Origin of the sequence: Salarchaeum japonicum, from assembly GCF_049705945.1 — an archaeon.
In the GTDB taxonomy this organism is placed as follows: Archaea; Halobacteriota; Halobacteria; order Halobacteriales; family Halobacteriaceae; genus Salarchaeum; species Salarchaeum japonicum_A.
Genome location: NZ_JBNAMV010000004.1, coordinates 1,619,710 through 1,646,253, shown reverse-complemented (window position 1 = coordinate 1,646,253; position 26,544 = coordinate 1,619,710). Strand labels below are relative to the sequence as shown.

The following is a 26,544-nucleotide window of genomic DNA, read 5'->3' as shown; positions in this document are numbered from 1 at the left end:
AGCGGGGTCGTTGCTGTGGCGCGTCGAATCGTGAATCGGAGGACGCGGGGCGTTACTCGCGTGCGCCCCAGTCGGTGTGGGTGATGGGGCGGTCCGAGACGGGGAGGACGTCGAGGTCGTCGTCGCGGTGTGCGAGCGCCTCCACAGCGGCCGCGGCGGACGCGACCGTGGAGAAGTAGGGAACGTCCTCGCGGACCGCGGTGCGGAGGTGGTCGGGGTCGTCCGTGACGAGCAGGTCGATTTCGCCCGTGCGGAGCGCCTCGTTCACGTCCGCGAACGCGGTGACCTCGTAGTACTCCTCGAAGCCGTCGAGGTCGAGGTCGACGACGGCCGTCGCACCGGGAGCGGGGAGCGTGTTCCCGGCTGCCGACTGAGCCTTCTCGTAGGCCTTCCCGAAGGACCGCGCGGTCCCCATGACTTCGCCCGTGCTCTTCATTTCGGGGCCGAGGCGGGGGTCGCTGCCTTCGAGGCGGTCGAAGGGCAACACGACCTCCTTCACGCTGTACTGCTCGGGGACGCCCTCGTCGACGCCGAGGTCGCTGAGGGAGTGCCCGGCCATCACCTTCGCCGCGAGTTTCGCGATTGGGACGCCGGTCGCCTTCGAGACGAACGGCACCGTGCGCGAACTCCGCGGGTTCGCCTCCAGGACGTAGACTTCGCCGTCCTGAACTGCGAGCTGGACGTTCAGCAGGCCCACGGTGTCGAGGGCGTCCGCGATGTCCTCCGTGACCTCGCGGACGCGGGCGAGCGTGTCGGCGTCGAGGCTGCGGGGCGGAATCACACAGGAGGAGTCGCCGGAGTGCACGCCGGCCTCCTCGACGTGCTCCATCACGCCGCCGATGAGCACGTCCTCGCCGTCCGATACTGCATCGACGTCGAGTTCGACGGCGTCCGCGAGGAACTCGTCCACGAGAATCGGTTTCTCGGGGCTGACACGGACGGCTTCCTCGATGTACTCGATGAGTTCGTCGTCGTCGTACACGACCTCCATCGCGCGTCCGCCGAGCACGTACGACGGCCGGACGAGCACCGGATAGCCGATGTCGTGTGCGAGGTCGAGCGCCTCGTCTTTCGACGTGGCGCTCCCGCCGGTCGGCTGGCTGATGCCGTACTCGTCCATCAGCGCGTTGAACCGGTCGCGGTCCTCGGCGAGGTCCATCGCGTCCACGCTCGTCCCGACGATATCCGCATCCAATCCGCGGCGGTCGATTTCGTCCTGGAGCGGGTCCGCGATGTTGACGGAGGTCTGGCCGCCGAACTGCACCATCACGCCGTCCGCGTTCGTCGCTTCCACCACGTCCGCGACTTCCTCCGCGGTGATGGGTTCGAAGAACAGGCCGTCGCTCGTGTCGTAGTCGGTGGAGACGGTTTCGGGGTTGTTGTTCACGACGTGCGCGTCGATTCCCTCCTCGCGGAGCGCGCGCACCGCGTGCACCGAACAGTAGTCGAACTCGACGCCCTGGCCGATGCGGATGGGGCCGCCGCCGACCACCACGACGCTGCGCTCGTCCTCATCCACGACGAGTTCGCCCGCGGCCGCGTCGCCCTCGAACGGTCCGCTGAACCACTCGGGCTTCCGCGACGAGTAGTAGTACGGCGTCTGCGCGGCGAACTCCCCCGCGCACGTGTCCACCTGCTTGTAGGTGCGGCCGGGGACGTCCTGTTCGACGCTGTCGATGGTCGCGCCCGCGCCGTCCGTGACGGCGTCGTTCTCCTCCGCGGGAAGCCAGGACGCGTTCGCGTCCGCGAACTCGCCGCCCGCGAGCGCTTCGATTTCGTGGTTCGTGAACCCGGCGGTGGCGGCGCTCGTGAAGTCGCCGTTCTGCGCGTCCGCGGCGGCGTCCGCGATGTTCGCGTAGCGCTCCACGTACCACTCCGCGATGTCCGTCAGTTCCACGACGTCCGCGACGGTGTATCCGCGGTCGAACGCCTCAAACATCGCGTACGGCCGGTCGGGCGTCGGACGTTCGAGGTAGTCGACTTCGAGCGCGTCGTCGGAGAGGTCGGCCCAGTCCACGGCGGGGTCGTACTCCGAACTCCGCAGGGCCTTGAGGAGGCTCTCCTCGAACGTTCGTCCGATGGACATCGCCTCCCCCGTGGACTTCATGGCGGTGCCGAGTTCGAAGTCCACTTCGGGGAACTTGTCCTTGGGCCACCGCGGAACCTTCGTGACCACGTAGTCGATGGCGGGTTCGAACGCGGCCGTGGTCTGGCCCGTGATTTCGTTCGTGATTTCGTGGAGGCGCTTGCCGAGCGCGACCTTCGCGGTGACGCGCGCGATGGGGTAGCCGGTCGCTTTCGACGCCAGCGCGGACGACCGGGAGACGCGCGGGTTCACTTCCACGACCCGGTACTCGCCGCCCGGCGTGCCGTTGTCGTGCCACGCGAACTGGATGTTACACCCGCCTTCGATGCCGAGGTCGCGGATGACTTCGAGCGCGGCGTCCCGCATCTCCTGGTGGCCCTCGTCCGGGATGACCTGACTGGGCGTGACGACCGTGGATTCGCCGGTGTGGATGCCCATCGGGTCGATGTTCTCCATGTTGCAGATGATGATGCAGGAGTCGCCGGCGTCCCGCATCACCTCGTACTCCAGTTCCACCCAGCCCGAGATGGATTCCGTGATAAGGACCTCGGAGTTCCGGGAGAGGCGGAGGCCGCTGCGCACGCGCTTCTTGAGCTCCTCCATCTCCTGGACGACGCCGGACCCGCTCCCGCCGAGCGTGTACGTGGTGCGGGAGATGACCGGAAGCCCGCCGACTGCGTCCACGGCGTCCTCCACGCGGTCAGCGATGTCGTCCTCGTTCAGGGCTTGGAGGGATTCGCCCTCGTCGAGGCTGATGGTCGTTGATTTCGGGACTGGCTGGCCGAGGTCGTGCATACGCTGACGGAAGAGGTCGCGGTCCTCCGTCGCGTAGATGGTGTCGAGCGGCGTTCCCATGACGTCCACGTCGTACTCGTCGAGCACTCCCTCCTCCGCGAGTTCGGCGGTGACGTTCAGGCCCGTCTGTCCGCCGAGTCCCGCGATGACGCCATCGGGGTTCTCCTTGGCGATAACCTCCGCGATGGCCTCCGTCGTGATGGGTTCGATGTACACCGCGTCCGCCATCTCGGGGTCGGTCATGATGGTCGCGGGATTGGAGTTCACGAGGACGACTCGGGCGCCCTCCTCCTGAAGCGCGCGGCACGCCTGCGCGCCGGAGTAGTCGAACTCAGCCGCCTGTCCGATCTGTATCGGGCCGCTCCCGATGAGGAGCACGGTCCGGTCGTCACTCATACTACCCAAATTCAGTTCGGTCATCGTAATAAGTCCGACGAAAAACTACGCCACTCGAAATTCGATTACGAAAATCGAAACCGTTGGCGGAGCCGACGGTCGCACGGCTCTCCAACACGCGACCATCGAGAGAAGAACGCCGCGTTACGCCTCCCAGTCCCGCTCCGCCCGGTATTCGTCCACGAACGCGGCCACGTCGAACGACGCCATCTCCGCTTCGAACTCCGCTTCAGCCCCCTCGCTCTCGGCGTGGCTCACCGCGTGATCCATCAGTTCCACGACGAGTTCGACCACGTACTCGTGGAGCGTCCGGGAGTCGAAGTCGAACACCCAGAGCAGCGCGTACCCGACTTCGCCCTCCGCGCTCGCGTCGTACGTCGCCACCTCGTCCGGCACCTGCTCCATCACCGCGCCCATCAAGTGCGGAGTGCCGAACTCCTCGAACGCGTCGTCCTCGGCGGGTTCGACCGCGGTTTCGAGCACGTCGACGATGGACTCGGGGAGGAACCGGCCCGGCGGATGCATGTCCATCACGACCGCGTGCGAGTCGCCACAGGCGCAGTCGTACTCGCGCATCCCGAGGTCGAACGCCGTCGGCGGCACGCGCTCCCCACAGGGGAGCTCGACCAGTCCGTCGCTCGCGCCGCCGTCGCCCCCATCGCCGCCGTCGTCGTCCGGTACGCGGGGTTCAGCCATACGGGAGTGTGGCGCGCGAACGCGGGTAAGCCCTCCGCATGGCGGGCCGGGACAACCTTCATCCGCGCGTGCGGTGTCCTCCGAGTATGGCCGCCATCGAGATAGACCAACTGACCAAGCGGTACGGCGACCTCGCCGCCGTCTCCGACCTCACGCTCAGCATCGACTCCGGGGAGGTGTTCGGCTACCTCGGACCGAACGGCGCGGGGAAGACCACGACCATCCGCATCCTGCTCGGTCTCCAGTCCCCGACGACGGGCACGGCGTCCGTGCTCGGCCACGACATGACCGTCGAGTCCCAGCGCCTCGACGCCCTCGAACGCGTCGGCTACCTCCCGTCGAACCCGCGATTCGACGAGCAGAGCACCGGCCGCGAGGTGCTCGACCTCCACGAATCCATCAAAGGCGGGGAGCGCCGCGACGAACTCCTCGACCTCTTCACGCCGCCGGTCGAGCGCGAGATACGCGAGTACTCGACGGGGAACGTCCAGAAACTCGGACTGGTGCAGGCGTTCATGCACGACCCGGACGTGGTCGTGATGGACGAACCCACGTCCGGCCTCGACCCGCTTCTCCAGGAGCGGTTCAACGAGTTCGTCCGGGACGAGCGCGAGCGAGGGACGACGATGCTGTTCTCCAGTCACGTCCTCAGCGAAGTGCGGCGGGTGTGCGACCGCGTGGGCGTGCTCCGCGAGGGCGAACTCGTCACCGTGGAGGACGTGCACGACCTGCTCGACCGCAGCGGGAAGCACATCCGACTGCGGGTGGCGGGCGACCCGCCCGAGGACGCCTTCGACTTGGACGGCGCCTCCGAGGTGTCCCGGTGGCGGGACGGCGGAGAGACCGCGTTCTCCTTCACGTTCACGGGGGACGTGAACGACCTCGTCGCCGAGTTCGGGGCGTACGACCTCCGCGAACTCGACGTGGAGGAAGCACCCCTGGAGGACGTGTTCCTGACGTTCTACGGTGAGAGCGATGCTTGAGCTCGCGCGGTACGGCGCGCGAAAGCGCGTCCGCGGAGCGCTCGCACTCTCCGTCGGATTGTCGGCGTTCAGCGTGCTGTACGCCGCGTTCTACCCCTCCATCGCGACCGGGTTCGACGTGTCGGAGTACGTGGATGCGCTCCCGCCCGTGTTCGTGGAGGCGTTCGGCCTGCGCGCGTTCGGCACCATCGAGGGCTTCCTCGCGACCGAACTCTACCACTTCGCGTGGATAATACTGCTCGGCGTCTACCTCGCGTACAGCGCCGCCGGCCTCGTCGCGGGCGACGTGGAATCGGAGCGCATGGACATTTTGCTCGCGCTTCCGGTGTCCCGGGGGCGCGTCGTCACCGAGAAGTACCTCGCGGTCGTTCCCGATATCCTCCTCGTGAACGCCGTCGTCGCCGCCGTTACGTGGCTCGCGACGCACGCCATCGGCTACCCGGTCGCCGCGACAGACCTCATCGCCGTCCACCTGCTCTCAATCCCGTACCTCCTCACGTGCGCGGCTATCGGGCTGGCGTTCAGCGTCGCCGCGAGTCGCGCGAGCGTCGCCCAGCGCGGCGCGATGGCGACCGTGTTCGGCCTGTTCCTGTTCGAAACCGTGGTCTCCGCGACGGACTACGCGTGGCTCGGCGCGGTCGCGCCGATGCGGTACTTCGACCCGACCGCGATACTCGCAGAGAACACGTACGACTTCCTCGCGGCCGCCATCCTGCTCGCAGCCACCGTCGTCTTGGTCGCCGCGAGCGCCCAGTACTTCCGCCGGCGCGACGTCTAAGGCCAGTCGTCGCGCTCCTCGGCCTCGAACACGTCCTCCGATTCCTCCTCGTCAGCGAGCTCCCAGTCCGCGGCCGACGCGGCGTCCTCGACGGCGAGGTACTCCCAGCCGACCTCGGCGGCAAGCGCCTCGTCCGCGTCGCTCGTGCCGACGAACACGTGGCGTTCGGTGTCGAACTGGTCTTTCACGGACGCGAGGCTCTCCTCCTTGCCCTTCGGGCCGCTGAAGAAGTCCTGGCGGATGCGGCGTTTGCGCGTGAAGTTCGTGACGACGTACGTCGGTTCGTCGCTCACGACGCCGACGTACTCCGTCCACTGCCGGGCGTCCGCGAACGCCGTCCCGGGCTTCGCGAGTGCCTGGAGCGCGGACAGTTCGAAGGCGAGCGTCATGTCCCCGCTGCCGCCGCTCATGCTCATGGCGAAAACGTGGGGGGAGCGCGGGGAAAACGCCTTCGTTTCACTCCGCGACGGAGATGCGGTAGTAGCCGGTGTACTTCACGATTTCGCCGTCCTCCAGCGCGGTCGGGGCGTCGAGTGTGACCGGGTCGCCGTCGACCGCGCCGGGGAGTGCGTGCTGTACGTCGGAGTCGAGTTCGTCGAAGTCGCGGACGCGAGCGTCCTGCGGGACGCCGTCCGCGCGTTCGAGTCGCACTGTCGGATTCATGTTGGTACACCAGCCACCACGGGCTATGCTAGTCAATGACAGACAAGAATATAAGGATTACTGTAGTCGCAAAACCCGACCATAGACTCGAAGGACCGAACGCGAGAACTGAACCGTCGACAGCGCGGGAGAACGGAAGATAACGGAACGACAGAGCAGGGACGTTAGAAGTCGAGGTCGTCGAGGTCGAAGTTCTCCTCGAGGAGAACGTCCTTCTGGTCTGCGACCTGCGCTTCCTCGCGGATGAGCTGTTTGTACTTCGACTGCGGAGCGAGGTTGCCGATGAGGACGCCGCCGATGAGCTTGCCGTCCTTGAACGTGAGGCGGCGCCACTCCTGGTCGTCGTACGTGCGCTCGCACTCGTCGTCACCGAGTGCGGGGAAGCCGAAGGAGAGGAAGGGGAAGTCGAAGTGCGTGATGGAGTACGAGGACACCCAGCGGAACTCGTCGACGTCTTCTTCCACGTCGTTGGCGGCCATCGCCTTCGCCGCGACGGAGCCCTGCTGTTTCGCGGAGCCCCAGGAGCCGTTCTGCGCGTGGTCTTCCAGCACCACGTCGTAGAACTCCGTGATGTCGCCCGCGGCGAACACGTCCTCGACGCCGGTGCGCATGTACTCGTCCACGATGATGCCGGTCTCGATGTCGAACCCGGCGTTCTGGATGAACTCCACGTTGAAGTCCAGGCCGATGGCGACGCCCGCGAACTCGGAGTCGTAGCGCTCGCCGTTCGAGTCGATAGTTTCGACGACGTTCCCGTCGTCGTCCGTGACGAACTCGCTCGCGCCGGAGTCGAAGACGGGCGTGACGCCCTTCTCGTCGAGGGCGTCGTGGATGATGTCCGCGCCGTCCTGGCTGAGCGCGTACCGCCACCAGCGGTCGCCGCGCATCAGGTAGTGGGCGTCCACGCCCTGCGCGGCGCAGATGGCGGCGAGGTCGATGCCGAGCAGGCCCGCGCCGACGATGACGCCGGTGTCCGCTTCCTCGGCGTCCTCGCGGATGCGGCGCGCGTCCTGGAACGTCCAGAAGTGGTGGACGCCGTCCGCGTCACTCCCCGGAACGGGGAGCTGGACGGGCGTGCCGCCGGCGGCGACGAGGAGTTTGTCGTACGCCAGCGTCTCGCTCTCGTGCGTGTACACCTCGTGAGCGTCGGTGTCGATGTCCGTGACGAGCGTGTTCAGCTTCAGGTCGATGTCGCGCTCGTCGTACCACTCCTCGTCGTGGATAGAAATCGGTGCTTCCGGGAGTTTTCCCTTCGCGAACTCCTTGATGAGAATGCGATTGTAGAGGGGTTCGCCCTCGTCCGTGACGACAGTGATGTCGGCGTCCGGATCCGCCTCGCGGAGTGTCTCGGCGGCGGAACTCCCCGAAATCCCGTCCCCGATTATCACGTACGACTCGGTCATACCGAGAGTGTCGTATTCGGGGTTAAAGTGGGTTGCTATCCGCCTACGATGCCGGCACGAGTTGCCGGATACGGCCGTGCGTGGCGCGGAACCCCGCGATTTAGGTGTGCGTGCGTCCATGAGGGAAACATGAAGATAGCGCAGAACGTCCGGCACTTCGCGACGAAGCAAGCGCTCACGCTCCCCGTCGTCTCCGAGCGGATGCACGACTGGCTCGTCGACCTGCACGTCGACGTGTTCTTGGAGAAGGCGGACGACGACCGCACGGAGGAGCGCCGTGCGCACCTGGAGGCGTTCTTCGACGCGACCATCGACATGTACCTCGCGGCGCTGAACGCGGGCTACGCGGAGGCCGAGGCCCGCGAAATCACGCACGTCGTCGGGTCGTTCGACTTCTACACGAAGGGCTGGACGGAGATGATGGAGTTCCCGGCGAGCGAGGTCGAGGACCACTACGCGCGCTACAGGGAGTTCTTCGACGCGCACGACATCACGGTGGAGGACCCGCTCGGCGAGTTCGCGCCCGCGGACGGCCTGCCGGACGCGCCCGCGACGCCGGAGAAACTGGAGGGCGGCGAGTTCTCGAACGCCGAGGCCGGGTACGCTGACGACGTGTACGTGAAGACGGCGGACGGCGACGTGAAGAAGGGCGACCGAAGCGACGAGATAGACGCCTAGGCGAGTCGGCGGAGGGCGTCGCTTCCGCCGTCGACGAGCGGCGTGCCGTGGCCGGTGCAGGCGACGGCGAAGTCGGGAGCGCGGGCGGCGAGGTCGCGGATGCTCGCGCGAACGTCGTCCGTGTCGTGGCTGAGATACCACGGGCTCGGGTCGAGTTCGCCCCCGGATTCCCGGACGAGGTCGCCGAGGAACGCGACGTCGAGCGTTTCGCCGACGTACGCGACGTGGCCCGGGGTGTGGCCGGGCGTGTGGTAGGCGGTGAAACTACCGATTGTATCCCCATCCCGGATGGGTTCGACGTGCGCCGACGGCGGCGCGGTGAGCACGCCGGCGAGCCGCTGGAACGCCCCCTTCCGGTCGAGGAGGCTCGGTTTCTCGCGGCCCGCGACGAGGTCGGCGTCGCGTTCGCCCGCGTAAATGGTGGCGTCGAGGCCCTTGAGGTTCGGGAGACCGCCGACGTGGTCGATATCGTAGTGCGTGACGAGGACGTGGTCGATGTCGGTCACGGCGTGTCCGGCGTCCGCGACGGCGGTTGCGATGTCGTCGGCGTGCCACGGCATTCCCGCGTCGACCAGCGTGAGTTCGTCGTCCGCGACGAGGTAGGCGTTCGTGCCGGAGAGGTCGATGTGCCAGACGCCGTCCGCGAGTTCGCGCACCATACCACGGCTGGGGGCGCGAGGAGGAAAAGCCGTTCGCGCGTCCTACTCGACGCGGAGGTCGCTGAGGACGTGGTCGTCGAGGGCGTCCCGGACGACTTCGCGGGTGTCGTCGCCGAGCGTGATGTGCTGGGAGCGCGCGCCGTCCATCGTCGCGCGCAGGAGGCGCGCGGTGCGCTCGGGGTCGACGTCGTGGAAGACGCCCTGTTCGATGCCGTCCTCGATGGTGTCGGCGAGGACGGCGCGGAGGAACTCCTCGTTCGCCGCGAGCTGGTCGCGGTACGCGGGTTCGTGCGGGGCTTGCGCGCGGAGTTCGAGGAACGCGCGGCCGAAGTCGGTCTGGTCGCTGTCGTTCTGTCCGAAAAGGAGGCGGTCGACGATGAGGTCGAGGCGTTCGGCGGGGTCGTCGGCGTCGAGCGCGTCGAGTTTGTCCTCGAATCGCTCGGTGAACGTCCCGAGGAAGGACGTGATGAGGTCCTGTTTGGTGTCGTAGTGGTAGTGGAGGAGGGACTTGCTGACGCCGGCCTCGTCGGCGATGGCCTGCATGGTGAGGTCGGCGAAGCCGTGGTCGCAGAGCGCGTGGTAGGTCGCCCGCAGTATCTCCTCCTTCGTCTCACTCATTGACTGACCAGTTAGTCAGCCAGCGGGAAAAGTCCACCGGTCCGACCGCTATTTCTCGCCCACAATTCGGTCCGCGCATTCGTAGCCGGCAACGATACCGCCGTTGAGGCTGCGTTCAGGGTACTGGGCGCGACTCGCCATCCCCGCGTAGTAGACGCCGTCCGCGACCGCCTCGGAGAGGTCGTAGGGAACGACCATGTCGAGGTAGCCGCGCTCGTACACGGGTGCCGTCCGCGGGTTCCTCGTGGTTCGAATCCAGTTCACGGAGTCACGGTCGAACTCCGGGAACAGCTCCTCGATGCCGGAGAGCCAGCGCTCCTCGACCTCGTCGTCATCCATTCCCCAAATGTCTTCCTCGGGGCTCTGAATGTACTTCGGGACGTAGAGGAGGTGTTCGCCGCCGTAGTTCGACGCGGGGATGAAGTTCGTGTGCTCGATGAGCGCGCCGAAGGGCGCGTCGTCGCCGATGTTCAGCCAGTACGTGTCGGTGAGGGACTCGTCCATCGAAATCACCGAGCAGACGGTGCCCTGGAACTCGATATTGCACTCGTAGCCGGTGAGCGCTTCGAGCACGTTCGGCATCGCTGCCACGACCACGTCGTCCACGTCGTGCGTCTCCGCCTCGCCCGCGACGTCGACGGAGAGCGAGTCGACCGCGCCGTCCGCGAACTCGACGCCGGTGACGCGCGCGTTCGTCGCGATGTTCTCCCGTCCGACGTCCGCGACGAGGCGGTCGAGTAGTTGCCCGAATCCGCCGTCGAGGTAGCCGAGCGGTTCGCCGCGGAGGAGGTCGCGTTCGCCCCGGAATTTGATGCGGCCGAGCAGCCACGCGGCGGACACGTCCTCCTTGCGACTGCCGAACTTCGCGTTCAGGAGGGGTTCGAAGAAGTTCTCGTAAACGCCGCGAGTGGTGTGTTCGAGCAGGAACTCCTTTATCGGGACGTCCTCGAAGTCCTCCAGGTTCTCGTACGAGTCGAACGAGGGGATGCCGCCGCGCACGTCGACTTCGAGCGTGAGCATCGCGAGGCGGAACGTGTCGTAGAGGCTGAGGTGGGGATACGCGAGTATCTCCCATGGCTTGTCGAGCGGGTGGACGGTGCCGTCCATGTAGTAGGCGTTCTTCCCGATTGGCCAGTGGAGGTCGTCGGAGAGCCCGAGGTCGTCGATGAGGTCGACGATGGTCTCCTCGCTCGCGGAGAGGTGGTGGTAGTACTTCTCGATTGGGTCGCCGGCCGTTTCGTAGGTCGCGGCCAGCCCGCCGAGCGCGTCCGACGCCTCAAACACGCGCACGTCCTCGCCGTGCTTCTGGAGCCGTCGGGCGGCCGCGAGACCCGCGATACCGCCGCCGACGATACCGATCATGCCCCGTACTCCGCGAGGGGCGCGGTTTACGGTTACGGTTGGACCGGCGCGCCCGCCGCCCTGGAACACCCGCTAGTCTTTTCCCCCCGCCTTCGCTACTCCGTGCCATGATTACGGTACGGGCGCCCGCGACGAGCGCGAACTTGGGGAGTGGCTTCGACGTGTTCGGGGTGGCGCTCGACCGGCCCGCAGACCGCGTCACCGTCGAGCGCGCGGAGACGACGACGCTCGAAGTCGAGGGGTACGGGAGCGACTACATCCCGACCGACCCCGCGCGGAACACGGCGGGCGTGGTCGCGCGGGAACTCGACGCCCCCGCCCATATCACCATCCAGAAGGGCGTGCGCCCCTCCTCCGGACTGGGGTCGTCCGCCGCGAGCGCCGCCGCCGCCGCCGTCGCATTGAACGAACTCTACGACTGCGGGCTCAGCCAGGAGGAACTCGTCCGCGTCGCCGCCGAAGGGGAAGCCGCCGTCTCCGGCGAAGCGCACGCGGACAACGTCGCGCCCGCCATCCTCGGCGGATTCACCATCGTCCGCGACGACGGAATCACCAGCATCCCCACGGACGTGTCGCTCGTCGCCTGCCTCCCCGAAATCGTCGTCTCGACCCGGGACGCCCGGCGCGTCGTCCCCGACTCCGTCGCCATCGAAGACCTCGTCGACACCGTCGGGAGCGCCGCGACCCTCACCGCCGGCTTCGAGCAGGACGACCCCGTGCTCGTCGGCCGCGGCATGCGCGAACACGTCGTCACGCCCGCCCGGGCCGCGCTCATCGACGGCTACGCGCGCGCCGTCGACCACGCCAAAAAAGCCGGCGCGACCGGCGCGACCATCTCCGGGTCCGGCCCGAGCGTCCTCGCCGTCTGCTATCCCGGCCGCCAGCGCGAGGTCGCGTCAGCGCTCGTCGATGGCTTCGAGAGAGAAGGTGTGGACGCCCGTGCCTACCAGTCCGGCGTCGGCACCGGCGCGGAAATCTTGTAACCAAACCGACTCGACGTTTTTTATGCAGAGGTTTCGTATTCGGATTCATGTCCCTCCAGCGACGGGAACTACTCGCAACCGGACTGCTCACACTCGCCGGGTGTAGCGCGCTCGGCCGAACCGACGACGCCAGTGACGGAGTCGACGGAGCAGCAATGTGGGAGTCGTACGGCCGAACAGCGACGCATCGGGCGAGCTACGCCGCGGGTTCCGTTCCGTCACGTCCACCCGAAACTGAGCAGTCGTACAGCCTTCAGGGGTCGGTCGCCACGTCGCCGGTCGCCGACGAGAACCGTCTCGTCGTCGGTGACGAGGCAGGCGTGCGTCTCGTTCCATTCGAGGGAGGCGCGTTCGCGCGGCGAATCGAGACAGCGAGTGCGGTCGCCGCGACGCCGTGTCTCGACGGTGAAACAGTGTACGTCCCGACGGAAGGCAGGCAGGACGAGACGGATACGGCTCGCGTTTCAGCGATGACGGAGAGCGAGGGAACGCTGTGGGAGACGCCGCTCTCCGCTGACAGCGTGACGATGCCGGCGCTCGGGGATGACACGGTGTTCGTGCGGTCCGCGGAGGCGTACCTCGCGCTCGACGCCGACTCGGGCGAGGTGCGCTGGCGGAACACGGACGCCGACCGCATGCCGAAGGACAGCTTTCTGGAGTTCGAGAACGTCGGGCCGGCGGTCGGCGACGGCGTCGTGGTGTTCCCCGACGCGGCCGGGATTACCGCCGTGGACTCAACGAACGGGAACATCACCTGGCGGCAAACACTCCAGAAAGTCAGGTCGTGTCCCGTAATCGTCGACGAAACCGTCTACGTCTCCGACGTGCGGTCGGGCGTGCACGCGTTCGACGCCGCGACCGGCGACCGGGAGTGGCAGTGGCCGGCGACGGGGTGTTGGTCGCCGCCGGCGGTGGCGCACGGCCGCGCGTACGTGACAGACCCCTCCGACATCGTTGCGCTCGACGCGAGTACCGGCGATGTCGCGTGGCGGATGGGCGAACACGGACTGCACGGCTCGGTGCACTCGGGAATCAGCGTCGTCGGAGACGCGATTCTCGCGAGTTCTCGGGGATTCGGGCTGGCGAGCGTTCGAACGGAATCGAGCGACCGGGACGCCGGCACGATAGCGTGGTCGCTCGCGGGGGACGGCTTCAATACGCCGATAGCGGTCGGTGACCGACTCGCGTTCGTCGACTACGCCGAGGGAGAGCCGTCGCTCCGCGTGCTGCGGTGAACGCCGTCGCGAAAAGAAATTCGACCGCGTTAGTTCCCGCGGCCCTGCAGCTTCTCCTCCTCGGGGAGGTCGACGTTCGCCTCGCCCTTCATCCCGCTCCCGATGTTGGAGGCGATTTCCATGAGGCGTTCAGGGTCGTCGTAGTTGTTGACGGCGTCGACGATTGCGCGCCCCATCTTCTCGGGGTCCTCTGCGCCGAAGATTCCGCTGCCGACGAAGATACCGTCGCACTCGTGGTGCATCATCAGCGCGGCGTCCGCGGGCGTCGCGATGCCGCCCGCGGCGAAGTTCACGACGGGAAGCCGCCCCATTTCGGCGGTCTCGTGCACGAGGTCGTTCGGGGCTTCGTGCTCGCGCGCCCACATCTCGCGCTCCTCGTAGTTCATGCCCTCCAGCTTCCGAATCGCGCTCTTGATGGTGCGCTGGTGGTGGACGGCCTGATTCACGTCGCCCGTCCCCGCTTCGCCCTTCGTGCGAATCATCGCCGCGCCCTCGTGGATGCGGCGCAGCGCTTCGCCGAGGTTGCGCGCGCCGCAGACGAACGGCGCGGTGAAGTCGCGCTTGTCGATATGATACTTGTCGTCCGCGGGCGTGAGCACCTCGGACTCGTCGATCATGTCCGCGCCCGCGACCTCCATGATTTCGGCTTCCTTCCGGTGGCCGATGCGGACCTTCCCCATCACCGGGATGGACACCTCGTCGATGACCTCCTGAATCCCGCTCGGGTCGGCCATCCGCGCGACGCCGCCGCGCTTCCGGATGTCCGCCGGCACCGCTTCGAGGTGCATCACCGCGACCGCGCCCGCGTCCTCCGCGATGCGCGCCTGTTCGCGGTTCACCACGTCCATGATGACGCCGCCCTTCTGCATCCGCGCGAACCCGCGCTTCACGAGGTCGGTTCCTCGCTTCAACTCCTCGATGTCGGTCTCTTCGCTCATACACGGGACTTCCGCCGGGAGTGCCTTAACGAGTCTGGTTGCCCACACCACGGACCGCAAACCCACCACTTCGCTGGGCGCAGCCTCACGGCTGAACCAACGCAAACTAACGTTCGCTGGGTTCAGTCTGGCAACTGAACCGCAGATGCTTTGATGGCGTCCGCCGATTCCCCGGTATGACGATTCCGGCGCGCAACGACCTCCCGTGGTACGTCGCGCCACTCCCGGACGCCCTGGAGGATCTCGCGTTCCGCCTGCTCCCGGTTATCGTGCTCGTGAACCTCGTCGGGACCGCGTTCGGGTTCTGGTACTACCGCTTCCAGCTCGAAACCACGCCGCTGCTCGCGTGGGTAGTCGTCCCCGACAGCCCCGTCGCCACGCTCTTCATCGGGCTGTCGCTCGCCGCGTATCGGCTGGACTGGGACGCGGAGTGGCTGCACGCGCTCGCCTTCTTCGGCTGCATCAAACTCGGCCTGTGGACGCCGTTCGTCCAGTTGGTCGTGAACGGCCAGGGCGAACTCTGGTGGGCGATGTACTGGTTCCTCGTCCTGAGCCACGCCGCGATGGCCGTCGAGGCGTTCGCCATCCACCGCTACGCGTCCTTCTCGGTGCCCGCGGTCGCGGTCGCCGCGGGCTGGTACTGGTTCAACGACGTGGTGGATTACGTCGCACCCCTCGTGGGCGACTTCCACCACACGACGCTCCGCGCGGAGTACGTCGCCGGCGCTATCGACCACTCGGTTCGCGCGCACGACCTCGCCGCCGTCGCCGCCGTCACCCTCACGCTGCTCGCGACCTTCCTCGCGCTCGCGACGAGAGCCGAGAAGCTGAAACGGCGGAACTGAAACGAAGAAGCTGAATGAGAGAGTACCCGCGGAATCAGTCGTTTTCGTGGGCGCGCACCCAGAGTTCGCCGATGCGGGAGAGGCGAGTGCGGTGGGATTTGCCTTCGCGTTCCTGTTCGATGTAGCCCTTCCCGCCCGGCCCCAAGCGGTCGACGTTGTAGATGACTTTCGAGCGGAAGGAGTCCGTGTACTCCTCTCCTAGGTCGCTCGCGAGGGTTTCTGCGAGGTCGCTGACGCTCGCGAACTCGCCGTGTTCGCCGAGGGTGAACAGGACGAGTTCCTCGAACGGCTTGACGTTCGAGAACGACGCGACGGGGATTTCGACGACGTGCCGGCCGTCGATTTCCTTCGCGCCGATGGTGGTTCCGCGTTCGTCGAACTCGTCGAGGAGGGCGCGCGCGCTCTCCACGCGCTCCGCGATTCGACCGTCGTCCACGTCGCCGGCGTCGAGGTCGGAGAGCAGGTCGATTTCCTTCCGGAGTTCCTCCGCGAGTTCGGTTTCGAGGTACTTCTCGGGGGCCGTGTAGTAGGTGTGGATGCGCGAGCGGTCCTCCTCGCGTTCGACCGCGAGCGAGTGCGCGGCGGTCGCGAACGCGAAACTCACGGTCCGCGGCATCGACGCGATGTTCACCCAGACCTCGCCGCCGGCGTCGAGTTCGTCGGCGATGAGGTCGAACGCCTGCGCGAACGCGGCGTCGTAGTCGTACACGTCGCGCACCGACACGCGGTCGGTCTCGGCGCCGAGGAGGTTCTCGAAGTCCTGTTCGAGTTTCTCCGCGAGGTGCTGGGAGTACTCGACGTTCGCCTCGCTCCCGACCGCGCCCTCCAAGAGCACCACTCGGTCCACGTCAAGGCGGTCGCGGACGAGCGGCGCGATGAGCCGGTCGTAGTCGAACCCGACCGGGATGACGTGCGTCTGCATACTCTCGAGTGGGGTCGTGAACGGCAAAAGACTACTCGTCGGCGCTCGACGAGTGGGGTATGTCTCGGTGGTTGCAGTCGGGGTTGCGGCGGGACGTATGCATTACAATCGCCAGCCTGGACGACCCGACGGTGAGCGGGGTGAAGCGAGCGCTCGAAAAGCAGTACGAGACCCGGGTGCGGCCGAAGACGTTCCACGGCGCTATCGACGGTCTGGAGTCGCAGGGCGTAGTGGTGCGGACGGCGGACGGGGCGCGCGAGCGCATCCGTCTGACGGAGACCGGAGAGAACGGTATCCGCGAACAGTTCGAGTGGATGTCCGACGCACTCACGGATTGAAGAAAATTATTCTCCGACATCGACTATCGAACGTATAGACACAATCTTTTTGAGGTATTGAATCGTCGGGGTCGAGTACACGGATGTCCGAAAAGCGAAGTATCCCAGTATCGTCGGTGTTAGACAGGATTCCCGTCGGCAGGTTCCACCGCCGCCTCCTCGCCATCTGCGGGACGGCGTGGGCGTTCGACGGCATGGAAGTCATCCTCATCAGCTTCACCCTCCCCGTCCTCCTCGACGCGTGGAGCCTCAGCGGCCTCGCTGCCGGCTTCCTCGGCTCCGCGAGCCTCATGGGCATGGTCGTCGGGAACTGGGGCTGGGGATACATCGCCGACCAGTACGGCCGCAAACCCGCGTTCCAGTGGACCGTGCTCACCTACACGGTGTTCGCCGGCCTCACCGCGCTCGCCGTCGGTTTCTACAGCGGGTTCGCCCTCCGCTTCCTCACCGGCGTCGGGTTGGGCGGCGCGCTCGCCGTCGACACCTCCTACCTCTCCGAACACCTCCCGACCAACCGCCGCGGCCGCTACCTCGTCTACCTCGACGCGTTCTGGCCGCTCGGCTACGGGCTCGCCGTCGGCCTCGCGTGGTTCTTCCTCGCGTTCCTCCCGACGGGCGGCACCGTCTCGGTGCCCGTCTTCGGCGCCGTCGAGGGCTGGCGGCTGCTGTTCGTCGCCTCGGCGGTGCCCGGCCTGCTCGTCTTCGTCATCCGCACCCAGCTCTCGGAGACGCCGTACTACCTCGCACGCACGGGGAACGTCGACGCCGCGAACGACCGCCTGCGCGCCATCGCTGAAGAGAACGGTGAGGAGGTCGAACTCATCGACGCGGACGACGTGACGCCGATGGAGTCCCCCGGGTTCGGGCGGCTGTTCGAGGCCGACATCCGCGTGCAGACGGTGATGATTTCGGCGGCGTGGTTCGCTATCAACTTCGGGTACTACGGCGTGTTCATCTGGCTCCCGCAGACGTTCGGCGCGAGCGGCACCGTCCCCTCGTTCTCCGTCGGGGGTCTGACGTTCGGCAGCGTCTACGTCTACTTCCTCCTCATCGCGATTGTCCAATTCCCCGGCTACCTGAGCGCCGCCTACCTCGTCGAGAAAATCGGCCGAAAGCTCACGCTGGGGAGCTACCTGGTCGCGTCCGGCGTGTTCACGTTCGTGTTCGCGAGCGCGATGCCGGGCGCGGGCTTCGGCCTCGGCCTCAGCGGGTTCTGGCCTTTCTTCCTCGCGCTCCTCGCCTCCTCCTTCTTCACGCTCGGCGCGTGGGGCGCGATCTACGCGTACACGCCCGAACTCTTCCCCACCGAAGCGCGCGCGACCGGGAACGGGTTCGCGGGCGGCGTCGGGAAGATAGCGGCCGTCATCGGCCCGATTCTCGCGGGCGCGCTCGTCGACATCGGCTACCTCGTCGCGCTCGCGCCGCTCGCCGTGGCGTTCGTGCTCGGCGGCCTCGTCGTCCTCGCGTTCGGCCGTGAGACGAAGGGCGAACCCCTGACCTAGCGCCGACGACAGGTATTTCCATCGCCGACACAAATTTTTTCCCGACACTGCCGATGGAAGACACCTCGAAATACCTCATCCACGCCGAGTTCACCGCCGACGGCGTCATCGAACGCAGCGACGTGGTCGGCGCGGCCTTCGGGCAGACAGAGGGCTTGCTCGGGGACGGCCTCGATATCCCCGACCTCCAGAGCTCCTCGAAACTCGGCCGCATCGACGTGAGCGTCGAGCACACCGAGGGTCGCTCCACCGGCACCATCACCATCGCGTCCAGTATGGACCGCGTCGAAACCGCCGTGCTCGCCGCCGCCCTGGAGGCCGTCGAGCGCATCGGTCCCTGCCGTGCGAACGTCCACGTCGCCGACATCGAGGACGTGCGCGCGGCGAAGCGCCGCGAGGTGAAGGAACGCGCGAAGGAACTGCTCGCGACCGCGTTCGACGACGGCGTGCTGGACAGCGACGAACTCCTGGAGGAAGTCCGGGAGTCCGCGAAGGAAGCCGACATCACGGAGTACGAGGGATTGCCGGCGGGCCCGCACGTCGCGTCCTCGGACGCGGTCGTGGTCGTGGAGGGCCGCGCGGACGTGAAGCGCCTCCTCCGGTACGGCGTGAAGAACGCCATCGCGGTCGAGGGAACGAACGTCCCCGACGCCGTCGCCGACCTCACCCGCGAGCGCACGACGACCGTCTTCCTCGACGGCGACCGCGGCGGCGACCTCATCCGCCGCGAACTCGCGCAGGTCGGGAACATCGACTACGTCGCCCGCGCACCCGACGACGAATCCGTCGAGGACCTCTCGCGGGCGCAGGTGGACGCCGCGCTCCGGAACAAGACGCCGTACGCGAGCGGCGACACACCCACCGCGGTGACCGACGGCAGCACCGAAACCGTCCCCACACCCACCGACGGCGAACCCACTCCCTCCGACGACAGCGAGGACGCTGATGGCGAGGGAGATGTGGCGGGCGCATCCGCGGTGTCCACAACGGCCGGTAGCGAGACAGCCACAGAGGCTGCTGAAACGGCGACGGAGGCAGCGGAGACGGCAGCGGAAGCAGCGGATACCCGGAAAGAGTCAGCGGAAACGACGGGGAGCACCGAGGCAGCGGTGGCGGTCGAGTCGGTCGAGCCGGCGTCGCTCGCGGACCTCGCGGCGGACGTGGTGGAGTCCGGCGAGGCGCGGTTCCTCGACGGCGAACGCGTGGAACTGGAGGCCGTCGCCGCCGCCGAGGCGTTCGACGCGCTCGTCGACGCGGACCCGGTGCCGGCGGTCGTGCTGCTGGACGGCGCGGTGACGCAGCGGCTTCTCGACGTGGCGGCGCAGCGCGGGGTCGGCCGGGTCGTCGGAACGGAGCGCGGCGAGTACGTGAAACAGCCCGCAGCGGTCCGCGTGCACACTGTTTCTGAGTTAGAGTAAGAGAAGCGCGAGGACGGCGGCCGCGAAGCCGCCGCTCGCGGTGGCGGTGAAGTTCACCGACTGATTGCCGAACAGGCCGCCTTCGAGGGTCGCGCCGACGATGCTGTCGACCGTCATGCCGACGAGGCCGCCGGCGACGACGAGCAGCACGCCGAGCGGCGGGAGGGAGAACGCGACGAGGCCGATGAGCGCGATGAGTGCCGCGCCCGCGACGCCGGCGAGTTCGCCCTGCCAGGTGACGCCGCCGTCCGTTCCGGGTTCGACGGGTTCGAGCGTTGTGAGGAGGCGGGGCGGTCCGTAGAGGCCGCCGATTTCGCTGGAGAGCGTGTCGGCGAGTGCGGTGGCGACGCTGCCGAGGTAGGCGTAGAGGAACACCTGCGCGCTCCACGGGAGGTGGGCGGCGGACGCGAACAGGAGGAGCGCGACGAGCGCCGCGGCGGAGTTTCCGAGGACGTTCCCGCTCCCGCGTGCGCCCTCGTTCTCCTCGGCGACGCCGCGGGATTTCTTCTCCTCGTAGCGGTACTTGGTGGCGAAGCTCCCGAGGCCGAAGAACGTGATGAGCACGGCGAACCAGCCGTAGCCGCCGAGAACGACCGCGAGCAGGCCAAGGAAGACGCCGGTGAGGAGGCCCGGGATGGAGCTGGAGCCGACGACGAAGGAGAGCGCGCCGAATCCGAGGGTGAGCGCGAGCGCGACGGCGATGCGCGTCCAGGAAACGGGGTCGGCGACGGTCCAGAACAGCCAGAGGAGGAGGGCGATGACGGCGAGGAGGAGGGGGGAGTCGCGTTCGGTGAAGACGGCTCGGAGGAGCGCCGCGAGCAATGCCGCAGCAGTTGCGAAGAACGCGTACGTCGGCGGAGTGGCGGCGGTCGCACCGGCTTCCACGACCGCGAGCTGGCCGAGGAATGCAGCGAGTGTGCCGAGCACAGCGAACCCAGCGGTCGCGTACACGCGGGACTCTCGATAGTCGAGGACGGCGCGGTAGCCGAGGTCGCCGAACGCGAGCGCGAGCACGGTCGCGACGTACACGACGACGGGCAGCTCGAGCGCGGGCACGAGGACGGCGAGGCCGGCCGCGCCGCCCGCGAATCCGATGAACGTCCGGAGGCGTTCCGCGTGTTCGTCCCACGGGAACGCGAGCAATCGGAAGACGACGCCGTCCCGGACGACGTAGGCCGCGGCCGCCACCGCGGCGAACGGCGCGGCGGCGTACGGGCCGAGGAAGGGGGCGGTGAGCGCGAGGAGACTACAGAGCGCGTACGCCGCCGCCCGCCGAAGCGGGAGAGTCACGGTAACGCCGTTGCTTCACTTGCGCCGCACTTAAGGCTCCCGAACAGCGGAGGGGTTTAGGCCGCGCGTCGAGGAGACGGACTGTGGGCGTTTACGACTACTACCTCGCGCTTCGCGTGCGCCGGGACGACACGCCGACTCCCGACCACGTCGCGCTCGTCATCACGGAACGCGACCTCCTCGAGCAGGGCGCGTACGGCACGCTCAGCGACGCGTTCCGGTGGGCGTTCGACTACGGCGCCGAGCGCGTCACCGTGTACGTGAGCGTGCTCGACGAGACCGTCGTTCCGACGCTCGAACGCGAACTCGCCACCGTCGACGCGCCCCGCGAGGTCGCCGTGCGCGGCCCCAGCGACACCGAGCGCGCCGACGAACCCATCCAGATTTCGGTGGGGCTCGGCGGAAAGCACGAGTTCGCGGACGCCGTCCAGTCCATCGCCGAATCCGTCGACGCCGGCGACCTCTCGCCGGACGACGTGGACGAGTCCGAAATCGAATCCCGCCTCGTCTTCCCCGACGAACCCGACCTCGTCGTCAAAACCGGCGCGGAACGCCTCAGCGACTTCATGATCTGGCAGTCCGTCTACGCCGAACTCTACTTCACCGACGTGAACTGGCGGGACTTCCGGAAGCGCGACTACCTCCGCGCTATTCGGGATTATCAGAACCGTCAGCGGAGATTCGGGCGATAGCCCGAATTCAGTGACTCCTCGAATCGCGAGATTTCGGTTGGTAGGACAGCAGTCCGTCTAGTCCGCGGGTTCTTCGTCGGGGAGGTCAGCGGTGTGGCGGGGGCGGAGGCGGTCGATGATGGCGCGGGCGTCATCGAGTTCGGCGCTGCCGAACGCGCGGACGAGGGCGACGGCGCGTTCGAGGCGGGCGCGTTGCCAGGATTTCTCGCGGGCTTGGTAGGTGCGGATGCCGCGGAGGAAGTCGATTTTGGAGAATTCGGGCCAGTAGGGTGCGCAGAAGTAGACGGCTGCTTCGCTGCCGTTGGCGTGCCAGGGGAGGAAGTTGGAGGTGCGTTCGTCGCCGCCGGTGCGGATGATGAGGTCGACGTCGCGGACGCGGTCGGGGTGGAGGCGGGCCTGGATTTCGTCCACGGTCACGTCGTCGGGGTCGAGGTCGCCGGCGTCGACTGCGTGGGCGACGTCGCGGGCGGCGCCAAGGAGTTCGGCGCGTCCGCCGTACGCGAGCGCGACGTTGAGCGTGAAGCCGTCGTAGCCGCGGGTGCGGCGGTCGGCGTACGCGATTGCGTCCCGGACGCGGGGCGGGAGGCGGTCAGTTTCCCCGATGGCGCGCACGCGGACGTGGCGGTCGTGGACGCGTTCGGCGTCCGCGAACTCGTGGAGTTTCTCGGTGAGGAGGTCGAAGAGGTGTTCCTGTTGTTCCTCGGGGCGTTCGAAGTTCTCCGTGGAGAACGCGTAGAGCGTGAGTTCCTCGACGCCGAGGTCGGCGCACCAGTCCAGCATCTCCTCCGTGGTTCGTGCGCCGGCCTGGTAGCCGTCGGTAGCTTCGCCGCCGCGTTCGCGGGCGTATCGGCGGTTGCCGTCCTGGATGACGGCGACGTGTTCGGGTGCGCCGTCGACTTCGCGGGAGAGCAGTCGCTCGTAGCCCGCGCGGACGCGGCGGCGAAGCCAGTCTCGCATCACCAGTCCGTGGGCAGTGGAGGGGTATCAGCCTTCTGGAGTACGGGACGGGACCGTGAGACGTATGGTGCGCTCTATCCGAGTACGGGGTATGACGGAGACGCTGAACGCGGACCTCTATCGGCGCGCGGTCGAACTCCTCAAGCCCGGCGACATCGAGCTTCACGGCGCGGTCGTGCACACGAGCCTCGACGGCGAGGAGGAGAGCATGATGCATCAGCTCACGCTCGACGCGGGCGACGTCATCGCCGCCCATGTCACCGACGAGGACACGTACGTGTACTCGGGGAACGACAGCGACGAGTTCGGTGTGAACCAGCACCACGGCCGCACCATCGACGGCGACGAGTTCGTCTGGGAGTGCCAGCAGCTCATGCGGGACGGCGCGTACGACGTGGTGTTGTACTGGGAGGCGACGGACGACCACGAGGCCGTCCTCGACGACCTCCGTGACGTGGAGAACGCGGACGAGGTCGTGGGCGTGACGGAAGACGAGTACTTCGCGTAAGCGGAATTGGGACGGCGGAGCGGGGAACGGGTGGTCTTATCTGTACCCAACCCCCAATCGGATGTATGACTGAGACGGACCTCGACGACCGGGAGCGCGCGGTGATAAACGCGTTCCAGGGGGGGTTTCCGGTCGTTCGTCATCCGTTCGAACCGGCCGCGGAAGCGCTTCGCGGACGGGGTATCGACGTGGACGCCGCGGACCTCGTGGACCTCGTTCGGGAGTTGGACGAGGACGGCGTGCTGACGCGGTTCGGCGCGCTCATCAACGCCGAGGAGATCGGCGGGCAGGCGACGCTCGTGGCGATGCACGCGCCCGAGGAGGAGTACGAGGAGATCGCTGAGTTGGTGAACGACCACCGGGAGGTCGCGCACAACTACGAGCGCGAGCACCCGCATCTCAACATGTGGTTCGTGCTGTCGGTCGCGGACGAGGACCGCGTGGACGAGGTGCTCGCGGAAATCGAGGAGGAGACGGGGCAGGAGACGTACAATCTGCCGAAGCAACAGGAGTTCCGGGTGGAGGCGAAGTTCCTTCTGGACGGTCCGGTGCAGGACGGTGACGTGGACCTCTCGCACCTCGGGCCGAGTCCCGACCGGACCGACCGGGACGTGCTGACGCCGGCGGAGCGCGACCTCGTGCTCGCGATTCAGGACGGCCTCCCGGTCACGGCGACGCCGTACGCGGACGTGGCCGAGGACATCGGGCAGGACGCGGAGTGGGTCGTGGAGACGCTCCGACGGTTCAACGAGGAGGGGAAGGTGCGGCGAGTCGGCGTGATTCCGAACCACTACTCGCTCGGGTACACGGAGAACGGGATGACCGTCTGGGACGTGCCCGACGACGTGGTGGGCGAGGTCGGGCCGGCGGTCGCGAGCCTCGACTTCGTGACGCACTGTTACGAGCGGCCGCGCCACGACGACGTGTGGTCGTACAACTTCTTCGCGATGACGCACGGCCGCAGCGAGGACGAAAGCAAGGAGCGCATCCGGCAGGTGCGGGACGTGATGAGCGAGTACTGGGACGTGGGCGACGACGACTGGGACACGCTGTTCTCGACGCGAATCCTGAAGAAGACGGGGCTGCGGATGGCGGAGCGCGCGGACGCGAACACGGAGTCGGACTCGGAGGCGTAGATGGCGCTGCTGGCGCACGATTTCACGGGCGAGACCGTGCTGGTGTTCGGCGGCGGACGGGTCGGCGCGCGGAAGGCGCGCGGGTTCGCGAGCGAAGCCGACGTGATAGTGGTGAGTCCCGAGTTCGCGGACACCGAGTTCGGTACCGCTGAACTCGTTCGGGACGCACCCGACCCGGACGGCGTCCGTGCGTGGGTGGCGCGCGCCGACCCGGTGCTCGTCGTGGCCGCGACGGATTCCGCGGATGTGAACGACGCCGCGGCGGATGCGGCGCGCGAGCACGGCGCGCTCGTGAACCGCGCGGACGAATCGGGGAGTCGGCCGGCGGGGAGCGTGACCGTGCCCGCGACCGTCGAGGACGACCCGGTGACGGTGGCGGTTTCGACGGGCGGGTCGAGTCCCGCGCTCGCGAAACACCTCCGGGAGCGAATCGAGGACGAACTCGCGGGCGCGGGCGGGATGGCCGACCTCTCCGGGGCGGTGCGCGAGGACCTGAAGGCGGCGGGCGTCCCGCCGCCGGACCGACGGAGGGCGGTGCGTCGGCTGGTGCGAGCGCCGTCGGTTTGGAAGGCTTTACGTACGCGCGGGGTCAATCCTCGCCGAGAAGCCGAGGTCGTCCTGCGGGACGAACTCGGGGAGCAGTACACACCGTGAAGACGAACATGGGCGTCATCGCGGGCGTGCGGGTCTCGCACGACCACGCGACCCTAGACGACATCGAGTCCGCGCGGCTCGGGAGCGACGCGGACGCGGTGACCGCGTTGCTCGACGAGCCCGGCATCCGGGAGGCGTTCGTCGTGCAGACGTGTCACCGCGTGGAAGCGTACGTGGTGGCGGACGACGAGTCCACGGGCGACCGCGCGCTCGCCGCCGTCTTCGAGGATTCGCCCGTCGTCGGCATGAACCACGAGGCGAGCCTCCGCCACCTCCTCCGGGTCGCCGCCGGCCTCGAATCCGTCGTCGTCGGCGAGGACCAGATTATGGGGCAGCTCCGGGACGCGTTCGAGGCGGCGCGCGGCGCGGACGCCATCGGAACCGTGCTCCGGGAGGCCGTGACGAAGGCGCTGCACGTGGGTGAGCGTGCGCGAAACGAGACGAGCATCAACGAGGGCGTGGTGAGTCTCGGGAGCGCGGCGACCCGGCTCGCGGACCGGGAGACCGGACTCGACGGTGCGAGCGCGCTCGTCGTCGGCGCGGGCGAGATGGGCGCGCTCGCCGCGAAGGCGTTCGACGCGAGCGACGCGGAGAACCTCGTCGTCGCGAACCGCACCGTCACGCACGCCGAGTGGGTGCTCGAAGAGCTGGAGACCGCGAGCGCGGCGGTGAGCCTGGACGCGCTCTCGGAGCACGTCGCGTCCGCGGACGTGGTCGTCACCGCGACCGGGAGCGACGACCCGGTCGTGACGAAGAAGACCGTGCAGGGCGCGGGCGAGACGTTCCTCGTGGACCTCGGACAGCCGCGGGACGTCGCGCCCGCCGCTACGGCGGTCGAGGGCGTGTCGGTGCGCGACCTCGACGACATCGAGGCGGTGACGGACGCGACCCGGGACCGGCGCGCGGACGCCGCCCGCGAGGTCGAGCGCATCGTCACGGAGGAGTTCGAGCGGTTGCTCGCGCAGTACAAGCGAAAGCGCGCGGACGAGGTCATCGCGACGATGTACGAGAGCGCGGAGCGCCTGAAGGCGCGCGAACTCGATACCGCGTTCTCGAAACTCGAATCAGAGGGCGAGCTCAGCGAGTCCCAGCGCGAGAGCGTGGAGGCGCTCGCGGACTCCCTCGTCTCCCAGATTCTCGCCGCGCCCACGCGGAGCCTGCGCGACGCGGCGGAGGAGGACGACTGGCAGACCATCGCGACCGCGCTCGAACTGTTCGACCCCGACCTCGACGGCAGCAGTCCGCTCGTGGACGCCGACCCGAGCGCGTGGGCGGCCGCCGAAAGCGAAGACGACTAGCGGATACTGTTTTGAGGCTGGCGCGGAATTTTGACGTATGGCTGAACTACTCGACGACGAGGAGATAGCGGAACAGCTTCCGTCGGGCTGGACGCGTGACGGCGACGAAATCGTGCGCGTGTTCGAGTTCGACGACTACCTCGCGGGCGTCGCGTTCGCGTCCGAGGTCGGCGAGCTCGCGGAGGAGGAGTTCCACCATCCCGAAATCGTGATTCGGTACAAGGAGGTCGAGGTGCGTTTCACGAGCCACGAGGAGGGCGGTATCACGGGCAAGGACGTCGAACTCGCCGACGCGGCGAACGCGCTCCGATAGATGGACGCGCGCTACGTCTTCCACGTGCGGTTCCGCCTCGACACCGCCGAAGAGCTGTCCGTGGAGCCGGACGAGTTCGAGACGCGGCTGTATCGGGACGCGGCCGCCCCCAGCGAGCCGGAGTGGCTGTTCTTCCGAGACACCCTCTGGCGGGGCGAACTGGAGGATAGAAAGCACTTCCGAGAACGCACGGAGGACGCGCTGGGCGTGCCCGTGCTCTCCGTCGAGTACCGGGGGTTCGAGACGGACGACGAGTACTGGAGCGCGCTCACGGACGAAATCGAGCGCGACCTCGACGCGTTCAACGCGGACGACGTCTCCGAAGTCGTGAACAAGTACTTCGGAAGTAGCGTGGAGATGCAGTGACGGCTTCTTCCGTGTTCGCGCCCTCTCTCGGG

General features: G+C 67.7%; 28 protein-coding genes. 16 read left to right on the top strand and 12 right to left on the bottom strand.

Annotated elements, in window-relative coordinates:
- Window positions 1-52: 52 nt before the first annotated feature.
- Window positions 53-3,277: a carbamoyl-phosphate synthase large subunit gene (gene carB / locus ACOZ4O_RS10650; protein WP_424525291.1), complete on the bottom strand. Its 3,225-nt coding sequence runs from the start codon at window positions 3,275-3,277 to the stop codon at window positions 53-55.
- A 144-nt stretch (window positions 3,278-3,421) separates the two neighbouring features.
- Window positions 3,422-3,973, bottom strand: a complete 552-nt coding sequence (locus ACOZ4O_RS10645) for a DUF5815 family protein (RefSeq protein WP_424525290.1) — start codon at window positions 3,971-3,973, stop codon at window positions 3,422-3,424.
- A gap of 86 nt (window positions 3,974-4,059) precedes the next feature.
- Here ACOZ4O_RS10645 and ACOZ4O_RS10640 point away from each other — a divergent pair, with 86 nt between their 5' ends.
- Window positions 4,060-4,956 (top strand): ABC transporter ATP-binding protein, encoded by an 897-nt coding sequence (locus ACOZ4O_RS10640; protein WP_424525289.1) that lies wholly within the window; start codon window positions 4,060-4,062, stop codon window positions 4,954-4,956.
- Entirely contained in the window at window positions 4,949-5,734 is a 786-nt protein-coding gene (locus ACOZ4O_RS10635) for an ABC transporter permease subunit (RefSeq protein ID WP_424525288.1), read from the top strand. The genes ACOZ4O_RS10640 and ACOZ4O_RS10635 overlap by 8 nt, the downstream gene beginning before the upstream one ends.
- Here ACOZ4O_RS10635 and ACOZ4O_RS10630 read toward each other — a convergent pair.
- The 3 genes from ACOZ4O_RS10630 to ACOZ4O_RS10620 all read right to left on the bottom strand — a co-directional run bounded on the left by ACOZ4O_RS10630 (window position 5,731) and on the right by ACOZ4O_RS10620 (window position 7,800).
- Window positions 5,731-6,150 (bottom strand): DUF7124 domain-containing protein, encoded by a 420-nt coding sequence (locus tag ACOZ4O_RS10630; RefSeq protein ID WP_424525287.1) that lies wholly within the window; start codon window positions 6,148-6,150, stop codon window positions 5,731-5,733. The two genes, ACOZ4O_RS10635 and ACOZ4O_RS10630, sit on opposite strands and share 4 nt — an antisense overlap.
- A 40-nt stretch (window positions 6,151-6,190) precedes the next feature.
- Window positions 6,191-6,397 carry a hypothetical protein gene (locus ACOZ4O_RS10625; RefSeq protein ID WP_424525286.1) on the bottom strand — a complete coding sequence of 69 codons (207 nt, stop codon included), beginning with the start codon at window positions 6,395-6,397 and terminating at the stop codon, window positions 6,191-6,193.
- A 164-nt stretch (window positions 6,398-6,561) separates the two neighbouring features.
- Entirely contained in the window at window positions 6,562-7,800 is a 1,239-nt protein-coding gene (locus ACOZ4O_RS10620) for an NAD(P)/FAD-dependent oxidoreductase (protein ID WP_424525285.1), read from the bottom strand.
- Window positions 7,801-7,929: 129 nt separating this feature from the next.
- Between ACOZ4O_RS10620 and ACOZ4O_RS10615 the strand changes: the two genes are divergently transcribed.
- The gene (locus tag ACOZ4O_RS10615) at window positions 7,930-8,478 is read left to right on the top strand and encodes a DUF6149 family protein (protein WP_424525284.1); all 549 of its coding nucleotides are present in this window, start codon (window positions 7,930-7,932) and stop codon (window positions 8,476-8,478) included.
- On the opposite strand, the gene ACOZ4O_RS10610 is transcribed toward ACOZ4O_RS10615, so the two are convergent.
- The 3 genes from ACOZ4O_RS10610 to ACOZ4O_RS10600 are packed head-to-tail and all read right to left on the bottom strand — an operon-like array spanning window position 8,475 to window position 11,117.
- On the bottom strand, window positions 8,475-9,137 hold the full coding sequence (locus tag ACOZ4O_RS10610) for an MBL fold metallo-hydrolase (protein ID WP_424525283.1): 663 nt from the start codon (window positions 9,135-9,137) through the stop codon (window positions 8,475-8,477). The genes ACOZ4O_RS10615 and ACOZ4O_RS10610 overlap by 4 nt on opposite strands.
- A 42-nt stretch (window positions 9,138-9,179) precedes the next feature.
- Window positions 9,180-9,755: a TetR/AcrR family transcriptional regulator gene (locus ACOZ4O_RS10605; RefSeq protein WP_424525282.1), complete on the bottom strand. Its 576-nt coding sequence runs from the start codon at window positions 9,753-9,755 to the stop codon at window positions 9,180-9,182.
- A gap of 48 nt (window positions 9,756-9,803) precedes the next feature.
- Window positions 9,804-11,117, bottom strand: coding sequence for an NAD(P)/FAD-dependent oxidoreductase (locus tag ACOZ4O_RS10600; RefSeq protein ID WP_424525281.1), 1,314 nt, complete (start codon window positions 11,115-11,117; stop codon window positions 9,804-9,806).
- A gap of 107 nt (window positions 11,118-11,224) precedes the next feature.
- Here ACOZ4O_RS10600 and ACOZ4O_RS10595 point away from each other — a divergent pair, with 107 nt between their 5' ends.
- Together ACOZ4O_RS10595 and ACOZ4O_RS10590 are read left to right on the top strand one after the other, a co-directional pair.
- A complete protein-coding gene (locus ACOZ4O_RS10595; RefSeq protein WP_424525280.1) occupies window positions 11,225-12,100 on the top strand; it encodes a homoserine kinase in 876 nt (291 codons plus the stop codon).
- A 47-nt stretch (window positions 12,101-12,147) separates the two neighbouring features.
- Complete coding sequence (locus ACOZ4O_RS10590) at window positions 12,148-13,335, top strand: PQQ-binding-like beta-propeller repeat protein (RefSeq protein ID WP_424525279.1); 1,188 nt, start codon at window positions 12,148-12,150, stop codon at window positions 13,333-13,335.
- A 29-nt stretch (window positions 13,336-13,364) separates the two neighbouring features.
- Here ACOZ4O_RS10590 and pdxS read toward each other — a convergent pair whose 3' ends face one another.
- Window positions 13,365-14,273: a pyridoxal 5'-phosphate synthase lyase subunit PdxS gene (gene pdxS / locus ACOZ4O_RS10585; RefSeq protein ID WP_424525278.1), complete on the bottom strand. Its 909-nt coding sequence runs from the start codon at window positions 14,271-14,273 to the stop codon at window positions 13,365-13,367.
- Window positions 14,274-14,449: 176 nt separating this feature from the next.
- Here pdxS and ACOZ4O_RS10580 point away from each other — a divergent pair, with 176 nt between their 5' ends.
- On the top strand, window positions 14,450-15,118 hold the full coding sequence (locus ACOZ4O_RS10580) for a DUF1405 domain-containing protein (RefSeq protein ID WP_424525277.1): 669 nt from the start codon (window positions 14,450-14,452) through the stop codon (window positions 15,116-15,118).
- A 34-nt stretch (window positions 15,119-15,152) separates the two neighbouring features.
- On the opposite strand, the gene ACOZ4O_RS10575 is transcribed toward ACOZ4O_RS10580, so the two are convergent.
- Window positions 15,153-16,040, bottom strand: coding sequence for a DUF6293 family protein (locus tag ACOZ4O_RS10575; protein ID WP_424525276.1), 888 nt, complete (start codon window positions 16,038-16,040; stop codon window positions 15,153-15,155).
- A gap of 59 nt (window positions 16,041-16,099) precedes the next feature.
- Between ACOZ4O_RS10575 and ACOZ4O_RS10570 the strand changes: the two genes are divergently transcribed.
- The 3 genes from ACOZ4O_RS10570 to dnaG all read left to right on the top strand — a co-directional run bounded on the left by ACOZ4O_RS10570 (window position 16,100) and on the right by dnaG (window position 19,298).
- Complete coding sequence (locus ACOZ4O_RS10570; RefSeq protein WP_424525275.1) at window positions 16,100-16,378, top strand: PadR family transcriptional regulator; 279 nt, start codon at window positions 16,100-16,102, stop codon at window positions 16,376-16,378.
- Window positions 16,379-16,494: 116 nt separating this feature from the next.
- Window positions 16,495-17,880, top strand: a complete 1,386-nt coding sequence (locus ACOZ4O_RS10565) for an MFS transporter (protein WP_424525274.1) — start codon at window positions 16,495-16,497, stop codon at window positions 17,878-17,880.
- 53 nt (window positions 17,881-17,933) lie between these two features.
- Window positions 17,934-19,298 (top strand): DNA primase DnaG, encoded by a 1,365-nt coding sequence (gene dnaG, locus ACOZ4O_RS10560; RefSeq protein WP_424525273.1) that lies wholly within the window; start codon window positions 17,934-17,936, stop codon window positions 19,296-19,298.
- Here dnaG and ACOZ4O_RS10555 read toward each other — a convergent pair.
- On the bottom strand, window positions 19,290-20,588 hold the full coding sequence (locus ACOZ4O_RS10555; RefSeq protein WP_424525272.1) for a DUF92 domain-containing protein: 1,299 nt from the start codon (window positions 20,586-20,588) through the stop codon (window positions 19,290-19,292). The genes dnaG and ACOZ4O_RS10555 overlap by 9 nt on opposite strands.
- 83 nt (window positions 20,589-20,671) lie before the next feature.
- On the opposite strand from ACOZ4O_RS10555, the gene ACOZ4O_RS10550 reads away from it, so the two are divergent.
- Window positions 20,672-21,280 carry an undecaprenyl diphosphate synthase family protein gene (locus ACOZ4O_RS10550; protein WP_424525271.1) on the top strand — a complete coding sequence of 203 codons (609 nt, stop codon included), beginning with the start codon at window positions 20,672-20,674 and terminating at the stop codon, window positions 21,278-21,280.
- A 57-nt stretch (window positions 21,281-21,337) separates the two neighbouring features.
- Here the strand turns inward: ACOZ4O_RS10550 and uppS are convergent, their stop codons facing one another.
- Window positions 21,338-22,237 (bottom strand): polyprenyl diphosphate synthase, encoded by a 900-nt coding sequence (gene uppS / locus ACOZ4O_RS10545; protein WP_424525270.1) that lies wholly within the window; start codon window positions 22,235-22,237, stop codon window positions 21,338-21,340.
- A 91-nt stretch (window positions 22,238-22,328) separates the two neighbouring features.
- Here uppS and ACOZ4O_RS10540 point away from each other — a divergent pair, with 91 nt between their 5' ends.
- From ACOZ4O_RS10540 to lwrS, 6 genes are all read left to right on the top strand, one after another.
- Window positions 22,329-22,745 carry a DUF5778 family protein gene (locus ACOZ4O_RS10540; protein ID WP_424525269.1) on the top strand — a complete coding sequence of 139 codons (417 nt, stop codon included), beginning with the start codon at window positions 22,329-22,331 and terminating at the stop codon, window positions 22,743-22,745.
- Window positions 22,746-22,810: 65 nt separating this feature from the next.
- Window positions 22,811-23,881: an Lrp/AsnC family transcriptional regulator gene (locus ACOZ4O_RS10535; RefSeq protein ID WP_424525268.1), complete on the top strand. Its 1,071-nt coding sequence runs from the start codon at window positions 22,811-22,813 to the stop codon at window positions 23,879-23,881.
- A complete protein-coding gene (locus tag ACOZ4O_RS10530; protein ID WP_424525267.1) occupies window positions 23,882-24,535 on the top strand; it encodes a precorrin-2 dehydrogenase/sirohydrochlorin ferrochelatase family protein in 654 nt (217 codons plus the stop codon).
- The gene (hemA, locus tag ACOZ4O_RS10525) at window positions 24,532-25,833 is read left to right on the top strand and encodes a glutamyl-tRNA reductase (RefSeq protein WP_424525266.1); all 1,302 of its coding nucleotides are present in this window, start codon (window positions 24,532-24,534) and stop codon (window positions 25,831-25,833) included. Before ACOZ4O_RS10530 ends, hemA begins: the two co-directional genes overlap by 4 nt.
- Window positions 25,834-25,870: 37 nt before the next feature.
- Window positions 25,871-26,146, top strand: a complete 276-nt coding sequence (locus ACOZ4O_RS10520; RefSeq protein WP_424525265.1) for a 4a-hydroxytetrahydrobiopterin dehydratase — start codon at window positions 25,871-25,873, stop codon at window positions 26,144-26,146.
- A complete protein-coding gene (gene lwrS, locus ACOZ4O_RS10515; protein WP_424525264.1) occupies window positions 26,147-26,512 on the top strand; it encodes an LWR-salt protein in 366 nt (121 codons plus the stop codon). It begins immediately after the preceding gene.
- Window positions 26,513-26,544: the final 32 nt, after the last annotated feature.

What these genes read in the sequence shown, in the direction of transcription:
- carB (WP_424525291.1), bottom strand. Translation starts at nt 3,277, where the DNA reads ATGAGTGACGACCGGACCGTGCTCCTCATCGGGAGCGGCCCGATACAG.
- ACOZ4O_RS10645 (WP_424525290.1), bottom strand. Translation starts at nt 3,973, where the DNA reads ATGGCTGAACCCCGCGTACCGGACGACGACGGCGGCGATGGGGGCGAC.
- ACOZ4O_RS10640 (WP_424525289.1), top strand. Translation starts at nt 4,060, where the DNA reads ATGGCCGCCATCGAGATAGACCAACTGACCAAGCGGTACGGCGACCTC.
- ACOZ4O_RS10635 (WP_424525288.1), top strand. Translation starts at nt 4,949, where the DNA reads ATGCTTGAGCTCGCGCGGTACGGCGCGCGAAAGCGCGTCCGCGGAGCG.
- ACOZ4O_RS10630 (WP_424525287.1), bottom strand. Translation starts at nt 6,150, where the DNA reads ATGAGCATGAGCGGCGGCAGCGGGGACATGACGCTCGCCTTCGAACTG.
- ACOZ4O_RS10625 (WP_424525286.1), bottom strand. Translation starts at nt 6,397, where the DNA reads ATGAATCCGACAGTGCGACTCGAACGCGCGGACGGCGTCCCGCAGGAC.
- ACOZ4O_RS10620 (WP_424525285.1), bottom strand. Translation starts at nt 7,800, where the DNA reads ATGACCGAGTCGTACGTGATAATCGGGGACGGGATTTCGGGGAGTTCC.
- ACOZ4O_RS10615 (WP_424525284.1), top strand. Translation starts at nt 7,930, where the DNA reads ATGAAGATAGCGCAGAACGTCCGGCACTTCGCGACGAAGCAAGCGCTC.
- ACOZ4O_RS10610 (WP_424525283.1), bottom strand. Translation starts at nt 9,137, where the DNA reads ATGGTGCGCGAACTCGCGGACGGCGTCTGGCACATCGACCTCTCCGGC.
- ACOZ4O_RS10605 (WP_424525282.1), bottom strand. Translation starts at nt 9,755, where the DNA reads ATGAGTGAGACGAAGGAGGAGATACTGCGGGCGACCTACCACGCGCTC.
- ACOZ4O_RS10600 (WP_424525281.1), bottom strand. Translation starts at nt 11,117, where the DNA reads ATGATCGGTATCGTCGGCGGCGGTATCGCGGGTCTCGCGGCCGCCCGA.
- ACOZ4O_RS10595 (WP_424525280.1), top strand. Translation starts at nt 11,225, where the DNA reads ATGATTACGGTACGGGCGCCCGCGACGAGCGCGAACTTGGGGAGTGGC.
- ACOZ4O_RS10590 (WP_424525279.1), top strand. Translation starts at nt 12,148, where the DNA reads ATGTCCCTCCAGCGACGGGAACTACTCGCAACCGGACTGCTCACACTC.
- pdxS (WP_424525278.1), bottom strand. Translation starts at nt 14,273, where the DNA reads ATGAGCGAAGAGACCGACATCGAGGAGTTGAAGCGAGGAACCGACCTC.
- ACOZ4O_RS10580 (WP_424525277.1), top strand. Translation starts at nt 14,450, where the DNA reads ATGACGATTCCGGCGCGCAACGACCTCCCGTGGTACGTCGCGCCACTC.
- ACOZ4O_RS10575 (WP_424525276.1), bottom strand. Translation starts at nt 16,040, where the DNA reads ATGCAGACGCACGTCATCCCGGTCGGGTTCGACTACGACCGGCTCATC.
- ACOZ4O_RS10570 (WP_424525275.1), top strand. Translation starts at nt 16,100, where the DNA reads ATGTCTCGGTGGTTGCAGTCGGGGTTGCGGCGGGACGTATGCATTACA.
- dnaG (WP_424525273.1), top strand. Translation starts at nt 17,934, where the DNA reads ATGGAAGACACCTCGAAATACCTCATCCACGCCGAGTTCACCGCCGAC.
- uppS (WP_424525270.1), bottom strand. Translation starts at nt 22,237, where the DNA reads ATGCGAGACTGGCTTCGCCGCCGCGTCCGCGCGGGCTACGAGCGACTG.
- ACOZ4O_RS10540 (WP_424525269.1), top strand. Translation starts at nt 22,329, where the DNA reads ATGACGGAGACGCTGAACGCGGACCTCTATCGGCGCGCGGTCGAACTC.
- ACOZ4O_RS10535 (WP_424525268.1), top strand. Translation starts at nt 22,811, where the DNA reads ATGACTGAGACGGACCTCGACGACCGGGAGCGCGCGGTGATAAACGCG.
- ACOZ4O_RS10530 (WP_424525267.1), top strand. Translation starts at nt 23,882, where the DNA reads ATGGCGCTGCTGGCGCACGATTTCACGGGCGAGACCGTGCTGGTGTTC.
- ACOZ4O_RS10520 (WP_424525265.1), top strand. Translation starts at nt 25,871, where the DNA reads ATGGCTGAACTACTCGACGACGAGGAGATAGCGGAACAGCTTCCGTCG.
- lwrS (WP_424525264.1), top strand. Translation starts at nt 26,147, where the DNA reads ATGGACGCGCGCTACGTCTTCCACGTGCGGTTCCGCCTCGACACCGCC.